Below are 8,612 nucleotides of genomic sequence, written 5' to 3' on the forward strand. Positions count from 1 at the left end.
GATGGCAGAGAGGTCACACCCGTTCCCATACCGAACACGGAAGTTAAGCTCTCTAGCGCCGATGGTAGTTGGGACCTTGTCCCTGTGAGAGTAGGACGTCGCCAAGCAACTTTAAGACGAGTCAGAATGACTCGTCTTTTTTGTATGCTTTCATACCTCTATCAATTGCATTTTTAACCCCTTCTAAATAAGAAAATCCATATTTTTTATCTGGCTCTAAGTAAGTTCCTTCCGCCCACTCGTTCCATGCGTTAATAAATAAAAACTCGCTGTTATAAAAAGAGTAAGTACGATGAATTTGCTTGCTTAAATATATGGTGAACTTTTCAGGGGTAGAACCTACAAAGATGCTGCTATTCGCGTTTTTACGTCGTGCAGTATTATCCCAATCAACAAAAGCCCCGGGAAATGTTTTTTTCTTTGGGAGCGATCGTTGTAATATATACATCCATACTTTATCGTAGTCCCAAACATTTAATTGCATATCAGAATCATATATTACCTTATTTATGTCTGAAGAGCTATCATGGGCAATTGTATAGAAAGGTTCAAACTGAATGCTGGCATCGAATCCATTTATATTAGGTAGTGGAAAACTGTTTAATGTTTCAGCAAAGTATATACCTTTTAAACCATTTTCTCGCGCTAATGCATTCCAGTAATTAAGCATTTTTTCACAATCAGGAATATGTCCTGGACGATAAATAATGAATAGAGGTTTATCATCTATATAAATATATCTCTCATCTTGGAAAGCCTGTAATAAATAATCAAAGTGTTCCTTCCAATCAGATATATCTCCGTAGTCTTGAGGCATTAATATATGTTTATCGAGACCATCCCAAGATTTTGTCCATGGTTCATTTGCCCAAGAAAGACAAAAAGGGAAGTCAGGTTCCTTCATCTTTAGTACCTCATTAAAGGGTGTTTCTAATAGTCTTTTTCCCTTAAACCAGTAATGATAATAACAAAAACCATATATACCGTATGCTTTAGCGATTTCCGCTTGCCACTTTCTTACGGAGGGGGTAGTTAAGTCGTAATAAAAATCTTGATAAGGTTCCCTAGGTTGATAATGTCCTGAAAATAAAGGTTGTGCACTTTTAGTATTTGTCCATTCAGTAAATCCTTTCCCCCACCATCGATCATTTTCTTTAATTTGATGGAATTGTGGTAAGTAAAAAGCGATTATTTTCAAGTTATATCCCCCTCATGTTTTTCGTAGTTCAAGTGTTGGGAAGTTATTCTTGATTTGGTGAAGCAATTTTAAAACAAGAGATATGTTATCTGTTTACTGTCTTTTTATGGTATGTATTGGATTTCTTTAAGCTTACTTAATTAAGAGAGTATTAGGTAATTTGATATATAGCTGAAATAGAAAGTGCTTTTCGTCATGAAATTTATTACGTTGAATGAAAGGAATTAAATTTTTTGAAGGACAAAGAGGGCCTGTGGTAATCGATTTACATCATCAAAAAAGTCTTGTAGCTTTAAATATTTCTCATAATGATTTTCAATATAAGTCCTAGGTATAACAGTTTCTCCGTAAAAACTACTATTTCTAACATCTCCTGCACCAGTAGGACTGTGAACAAATTTGCCGTTTTCATAATCCGAGATGGCGCGATGTATATCTGGAAAAGCTTGAGATAAAGTTTTATGCCATCCTGTTTGAATTAATTCAGGATGTTCTTGGAATTGTTGACAAAAATCAAGAAAATAGCGCGCTTGTGTTGTTGCGATGAAGATTCCACCAGGGCGAAGAACTCTTGAAAATTCTTTTACCCAATTTTCGGCAGTTGCTTCGGATAAATGTGAGAATACAGAATAAGCGAATATGATATCTAATGAATTGTCACTAATAAATTCTACAGGGGGATGTGGACTTGCTGTTTTATATATCCCTCTTCCTAGTGTTTCATTACAAAGTGTGATCATCGCAGGATCGACATCAATGCCAAGTAAATTTTGATCAGAGGCATCTTTAAATAAGAAGCGTATAATTCTTCCCCATCCGCAGCCGAAGTCTAAAACTTTACTTTCTTTATTCAAGGGAACCCCTAAATTTTGGGCGTATTCTTTTATATGTCTATAAAACAAATATGCTTCGTAAAGAGCATGTTCATAGGAAGCACCTACAAATTGTTTTTGAATTTCTTCAGGAGGAAACCTAGGTACGGGAACCCCATTTATCGTTGTTTGTGAACAACTTTGTATAAATAAATTTAGAAGTTCGACATCAGATAGTGAATTAACAAGATGATCAAAATCACTTCCTAACTTAAATTTATTCATTTGTTAAACCTCCGAATTATATAGTGATTAAACTTTATTTTCTTGCTTTTTACTAATAAAAACATGTAAAAATTCAGCATCTAACCCTAGTGATCTATCCTTTTGTAAATAAACAATGGTATACATGTTTGCGTGTGTATAAATATATTCAATCATATCCTGCCCCCAATCGAACGTTACTAAAGATCCATTCTCATCAATAGGGTTTCCATGATAAATGGGCTCTTCAATATATTCAATCACTTCTTGATTCATTCTTGCTCTTTGCACAGTTTTTGTGAGTGTATGATACCAAGGGACAGTAAATACATGAGCGCCGCCAGGTTTTAATACTCGTTCTATTTCTTTAAAGGCTTTGTTTGGCGTCATTACATGCTCAAAAACGTCTTGAGTAATGAATAAATCAAAAGATTCATCTTCAAAAGTCATGTCTTCTAAGTTCTCACATCTAATACCTTGAAAGTATTGGCCAAGAGGATAATTTCTAAAGTATTGAGAATAAGTATAGTTTTTACAGTTTTTTAATAGTAGCTGAGTTGTAATTCCTCCAGGAGAGGATTCGTGGATACTATAGGAATCCCATTTTGGAAAAAATGTATGCAAGGCATGGATTAAAGCTCGCTGCCTTGGTATAGAGTTACATGTAGAACATAAATAATGATCTCTAAGCCAATCATTATGCTCTATAAATGTAGCTTTCTTTTCGCAAATAACGCAGTACCCATTATTGTGTTTCAAATTGATTTCCACACGACATCCCTCCTATGTTAAATGCAATCTATTTATGGAAAGTATGATACACGTCAACAATCAGCGAAATCAAAGGGGGAATGGGTGAAAGTTAGGTATCTCTTAAAATTGCGATTAGGAGAAGGGAATAATCAGTTGAAGAGAACCCCCAATCGAATTAAAGTTTCACTTTATGCTATGCGATGCATCAGCTTTTATTCATGGGAAAATGTATAGACTTAAAATATCCCTTTCGTGTATGGATACATTTCAAAATCCTGTGTGTATATTTCTGTAACTAAATCCATAGTTTCTTTATCATAAAAGCTTTCGTATGTTGGAAATCGTGGGAAGTCTGTATCTGTAATGCTAAGTTCTGCATAGCTCCCTGCATAAATCATCTTGTGTGCGCGATGATGATCTGAATTTGTAAGAAGTGCTAAAGGGGATTTTATCAAATCGTACGTGTGTTCTAGTTTGGTGATTTGTGTATTAAAATCTTCTAAAGGAATATAACATTGGATGAAGTTTTCTTCACCAGGGACGTATTGTTGACTAAAATGTATATCTAACGCTAGAGAATTGGAGCTGAATGCCTGAACGTAATATAAAAATTGTTTAAATGATATTCCTTGATTACTATATTTGTCATTATAAAAATAATGACGGATACTTTCCCATTGAGGGCTAGCATATGGGTTGTCAGCAAGTAATAGAAATGAGCTGACAGCCCTTGTATAGGGATTTCGCACAAGTTTACAAACATCCTTTTTACCCTCTAGAAGACCATTTTGTAACTCTGGTATGTAATTTGTATTGTTCTTATACACCCAGAACTCATAGTAATGAATAAAGTCATTGTATTTCTTTGCTTCAGTAAATAATCCGATTTGAAAAAAGAACCAATTAGCTAACGCGGTGCATCCGCTTCTATGACTCCAAAATAGTATAATTGGAAAGTCTTTATGGTAATGCGGAATTCGATCTTTATGTAGAATTACATGATTTAAAAGTTCTTGATTTATATTCTTCATGAGTTCAGCACTCCTTTTTGGGAAATTTGTGTATGTAGACGTTTTTTTATGGGTTAAACAAGTGAGGATTGTTTATTAAATATATTCATGGGGATGAGTAAATATTATGAGTGTTTTTGCAGTCAACCTGAATAAGGAAGCTATTCTAAAATGAAAATAGAAAATAAAGATAATGAAAATTTATAACAAACATACAATGATAAGAAGATGAATAATCGAAATGATCCAGTTTATTTGTGTATATTTTTAGGTTTGACGACGGGAAAAATTTATTACTAGAGAGATGATATTATGAGGAAGAATAATTATTTAATAGTAGGTGGAAATAGTTTCATTGGTATCAACCTCGCATTGGGTTTATTGAAACAGGGGCAAAATGTAAAAGTATTTTCCAGACATATAAATAATTTTCCTCAAAATATTGTAAGTGAAGTTGAATTTATTAAAGGTGATTTAAAAAATGTTGAGGATATATATAAGGCTTTAGTGAATATAGATATTATTATTTATTTAGCTGCGACGTCTAACGTAGCAACTTCAATTGAAGATGTTTTCGGTGATATTAATAGCAGTCTATTTTTTCTTAATTTCATGGAAAGTGTTAAAGATTTTCGTATTAAAAAAATTATATTAGCTTCTTCGGGAGGCACAGTTTATGGTGAACCTGAATATTTGCCTATTGATGAGAAACATCCATTAAGACCACTTTCCCCGTATGGAATAACAAAAGTTTCGCTGGAGAATTATTTGTATTTTTATAAGAGAAAATATGGAATAGATTATGTTGTATGTAGATATTCTAATCCGTATGGAAAATACCAAAACCCCTTAAAAAAAGTAGGGGCGATAAATTGTTTTTTGTACCAGCATCTCAGTAATGAAAGGATTCATATATATGGGAATCCAGAGGAGATTATTAGAGATTATATTTATATCGATGATTTAGTTGAAATTACTATACAACTAGCACAATTAAATCAATTGAAATCTTGCGTATACAATATAGGGAGTGGCAAAGGTCTTTCTTTAAAACGAATTATAGTGGAATTAGAGAAAATAACAGAAAGAAAAGTGGATTTTATCTGTTACAAACAAAAACAAGAGAACGTTCAAAAAATCATTTTAAATATTGATAAGATAAAACAAGAATTGAATTGGGAACCTAAAATAGATTTTAAACATGGGATTAGATTAAATAAGCTATGGATTGAAGAGTTCTTATATAGTAAAAAATAATAACCCACACTCTACTTGTATAAGCAGAGCGTGGGTTATTATTTTGCTTCTTTTTCTATAACCCAAAGGTCTTGATGTTCCCACCAAAATCCTTCAGTATACTTTTTGATAATTGGGTTATGGGGTAATAATTTAATTTTGTCACACACGTAAGAGGGACTAACTATCGTTTGTCCGTATTGATTCACATCTAAATCGAATTGTTCACTAGAAGAGAGAAACCAATAGCCCTTTTCATTTAAATTTGGAAACCCGAAGTATTTTTTGCTTTGATAGCCATGGGTTGTGAAAATGAATAAACCACCAGGTGAAACAGCGTTATACAATGTTTGCAGCCAACGAAACCAAGTTGTATCAGGCATATGAGAGAAAAAGGATAGACAAAAAACGATATCGTACGTAGAGGAGTCCAATTTTAACTGTTCAGGCTCAGGATGAGATAATATAGAAGAATTATTTAATTTGTTTTCAATAAAGGAAATAGCCTCTTCGTGTATATCGCAAGCGGTTATACTCAAATTCGCTTGTAAATTTAATAAATGACGTGTTACGCAGCCGTATCCGGATGCAAATTCTAACAATTTAATTGGATTGCCTGTAGGAGGATAAAGGGAAGTAATTAAGTTTAAGAGTATTTGTGCTGAGTTTTGCCCATCTTTAAAGTAGTAATCTATCGCTTCTTTTTTTGATGGGAAGACGGGATTAGTGACAATGAACTGAAAGATATGATCCTCAGGATGGATACTTGCATTTACATTATAGTTGTGTGCGATTTGAGAAATTAAATCTTTATGTTCCTCTATAAAGTCTTTCAAAGAGTATTCCTCCCTTAAGTAATAGTAGCAACTTACTAGAGATATTGATGGCATAGAAAGCACATGTTTAAATTTTTAAGTATGCTTTAAGATGCTTTCTATATGTATACATTTTCATTTTAGAAATGTCGTCGATAGTAAATCTTTCTTTAATGAAATTTTGCATTTGTACAACTTCATTGTAATGGGAGTATGAATCTTCTGTTCTCGTTACGCTATTTAAATGTCGTCTATGATAGTTTAAGGGGGATGGATTGAAGTAAATATCTCCCTCTGTAAGAAGAGAAACATAGAAAAACCAATCACCAGCTATTTTGAACTTCTCTAACTGTTTTTCTGTTTTCTTCATATCTATATTTTTAAAAACTACACTTGAAACATTAGGTATAGTGTTTTTGATAAGTAACGTATCTTGTATTTCTTCGACGCCTTTTCGAAAATAGGGGCCTTTCCATTTTTCTTTATCGATATCATTTGTGTAATTTAAATAATGATTAGCCAATACATTTCCTTGTTCATCAATTTGTTTTGATTGTGTGTAACTTAAGGTAATATTGTTATTTATATAAAACCCCTGTATCACCTCTTGTAAAAATGTCTTATCGCATAAGTCATCGGCCTCTGCGATCCAAATATAATCACCAGTTGCTGCAGAGACTCCTTTTATCCATTGTTTAAATACGGAACCAGAGTTTTTATCATTAATAATCTGTTGAACATTCAGGTGGGGCTTATTTTCTTTTGAGAGCAGCTTTTTAAAAGTTGATACGCTATGATCAGTGGAGGCATCGTCTAAGAAAATTAGTTCGTAAAGAGGGTAGGTTTGGTTTAAGATTGATTTGATTCGAGCAGGTAAGTATTTTTCATAATTATAGTTCGGTATGATTACACTTATCTTTTTGTAATTATGTTCGAGAAGATCTAGTAATTGATAAATGTAATTAAGAAAATTGAAGTTTTTTTCGATAAGTTCTTGGCCAAAGCTTCCCTTTTGTAATCGTAATCCCTCATCGTGAATAAATTCATATATTTTCTCTAGCATTTTGGGTAAATTTAAAAAATCTACTAAGGCACCAGTTTTTTCTGTAACAACATCTTCAAAACCTCCAGCATTTTTAAACCCTATAACAGGAAGTTTTGCATCTAATGCTTCTAAAACAACATTTGGAAAAGGATCTTCCCTTGAAGTTAATAAGTATAAGTCAGCCCCGGCGTTATATAATCCGATATCGGGAGTAGGATCGACTAATGTGAAATGTGCTTTATATTTAGGGGGCAGTGTATTCAGGAATTGAACGTCCGTTCTCCCTACCCAAATGAAATGAATATCCTTGTGAGTCTTTCGTACTGAGTAAGAGATAAGTGAGAATAAATCTATTCCTTTTCGATAATCTGCGAAGCCTACACCTAAGATGATTTTGCTATCTAGAGGCAGGTTAAGCTTCTTACGTAACTCATTTCTAGCTTTTGCGATATTGTTTTTATAAGGATTGTGGTTAAACAAACCTTGAGGGAGAATGTGACATTTTTGAGGATCCAATTCAGTGATTGTACGAAATTTTTCATATACGTATTGTGAAGGGAAGACAACTTTGTAAGCAAATTCAGCGATGTTTTTAGCTTTCCCTTCAGCAGAGTACTGTTGTATTAAATGCGGTAATTCATGTATTAATGAAACAACTTTTATATTGTGTCTAGCTAGTAATGCGACGATATCGCCACTTATGACAGTGCTACATATGGCGAGGGTAAAATCCTGTGATAATAAATCCTTTATTAATAATTCGACCTTTTCTTCTGTTTGATAACCTTGCTCGAGACAATAAACAGGACCGTACTTTTGAAAATCTGGAATTAAAATACCTGATCCAATAGAAATAATTGCAACAGAGTAATCAAAGTTTTCTTTAAGAGCCTTAATAGTATGTAAAGAAAGCAGCTGTGCTCCGTGGAAATGGGCATCATGGGATACATAAATTATCTTTTTATTAACATGCATTTCATAACGCCTCCTAAGTATATTAGATTTTAAAGGTAAAGAAGAGAAGTGTTTTATTTATAATCTCCCTAGAGATGAGCAGGAGGGAGGACGTACTAAAAGAAAAAATACTATCCTTAATATATATTTACTTGGTCTCACATTCATTCTTTAGAAAAGTATTAGTATTAAGTTAGAGAGTGTAGGCTGCAGATTGTTAGTTTGAATACATAAGTTTAAGAAGTTCTAAGGCTGTGTTAGAAATTAAGACAGGGCAAAGCTTTTATGATTTATAAAATAAAAAAGATAAAAGGTATTGACGGTTGATCTACGGGGGTGTAATATAGGACAAGTCGCCGATGACATTAACGTCGAAAGCGACAAACGAAATAAAAAACTTAGTTGACATTAACTAACGAAGATGTTAACATAAGGAAGTCGCAAATGAGCGACCAAGTAGTTCTTTGAAAACTGAACGAAACAAACAACGTGAAACGTCAATTTTTATTTTAGATGCTAGACAAA

7 protein-coding genes and 1 rRNA gene are annotated in these 8,612 nt (G+C 33.2%); 2 read left to right on the plus strand and 6 right to left on the minus strand.

From position 1 onward, the window contains the following. A 5S ribosomal RNA gene (gene rrf / locus ACTFR3_RS30155) occupies positions 1-107 on the plus strand; the annotation flags it as partial. Between the two features lie 14 nt (positions 108-121). Here the strand turns inward: rrf and ACTFR3_RS30160 are convergent. The 4 genes from ACTFR3_RS30160 to ACTFR3_RS30175 form a co-directional block, all read right to left on the minus strand. Further along, the gene (locus ACTFR3_RS30160) at positions 122-1,198 is read right to left on the minus strand and encodes a glycosyltransferase WbsX family protein (protein WP_000690976.1); all 1,077 of its coding nucleotides are present in this window, start codon (positions 1,196-1,198) and stop codon (positions 122-124) included. Between the two features lie 224 nt (positions 1,199-1,422). Continuing rightward, a complete protein-coding gene (locus ACTFR3_RS30165) occupies positions 1,423-2,295 on the minus strand; it encodes a class I SAM-dependent methyltransferase (RefSeq protein WP_001031897.1) in 873 nt (290 codons plus the stop codon). Between the two features lie 27 nt (positions 2,296-2,322). After that, complete coding sequence (locus tag ACTFR3_RS30170) at positions 2,323-3,045, minus strand: class I SAM-dependent methyltransferase (protein ID WP_000405122.1); 723 nt, start codon at positions 3,043-3,045, stop codon at positions 2,323-2,325. Positions 3,046-3,263: 218 nt separating this feature from the next. Next, positions 3,264-4,058 carry a sulfotransferase family 2 domain-containing protein gene (locus ACTFR3_RS30175; RefSeq protein WP_025688562.1) on the minus strand — a complete coding sequence of 265 codons (795 nt, stop codon included), beginning with the start codon at positions 4,056-4,058 and terminating at the stop codon, positions 3,264-3,266. 291 nt (positions 4,059-4,349) lie between these two features. Here ACTFR3_RS30175 and ACTFR3_RS30180 point away from each other — a divergent pair, with 291 nt between their 5' ends. Further along, the gene (locus ACTFR3_RS30180) at positions 4,350-5,294 is read left to right on the plus strand and encodes an NAD-dependent epimerase/dehydratase family protein (RefSeq protein ID WP_001230833.1); all 945 of its coding nucleotides are present in this window, start codon (positions 4,350-4,352) and stop codon (positions 5,292-5,294) included. 38 nt (positions 5,295-5,332) lie between these two features. Here ACTFR3_RS30180 and ACTFR3_RS30185 read toward each other — a convergent pair whose 3' ends face one another. Next, positions 5,333-6,109 (minus strand): class I SAM-dependent methyltransferase, encoded by a 777-nt coding sequence (locus ACTFR3_RS30185; protein WP_000651232.1) that lies wholly within the window; start codon positions 6,107-6,109, stop codon positions 5,333-5,335. Positions 6,110-6,176: 67 nt separating this feature from the next. Then, the gene (locus tag ACTFR3_RS30190; RefSeq protein ID WP_065382371.1) at positions 6,177-8,108 is read right to left on the minus strand and encodes a glycosyltransferase; all 1,932 of its coding nucleotides are present in this window, start codon (positions 8,106-8,108) and stop codon (positions 6,177-6,179) included. Positions 8,109-8,612: the final 504 nt, after the last annotated feature.

This window comes from Bacillus cereus group sp. MYBK14-1 (genome assembly GCF_051916885.1).
In the GTDB taxonomy this organism is placed as follows: domain Bacteria; phylum Bacillota; class Bacilli; order Bacillales; family Bacillaceae_G; genus Bacillus_A; species Bacillus_A cereus.

Coding starts and splice junctions, on each gene's coding strand:
- ACTFR3_RS30165 (WP_001031897.1), bottom strand. CDS start 2,295: ATGAATAAATTTAAGTTAGGAAGTGATTTTGATCATCTTGTTAATTCA.
- ACTFR3_RS30175 (WP_025688562.1), bottom strand. CDS start 4,058: ATGAAGAATATAAATCAAGAACTTTTAAATCATGTAATTCTACATAAA.
- ACTFR3_RS30180 (WP_001230833.1), top strand. CDS start 4,350: ATGAGGAAGAATAATTATTTAATAGTAGGTGGAAATAGTTTCATTGGT.
- ACTFR3_RS30190 (WP_065382371.1), bottom strand. CDS start 8,108: ATGCATGTTAATAAAAAGATAATTTATGTATCCCATGATGCCCATTTC.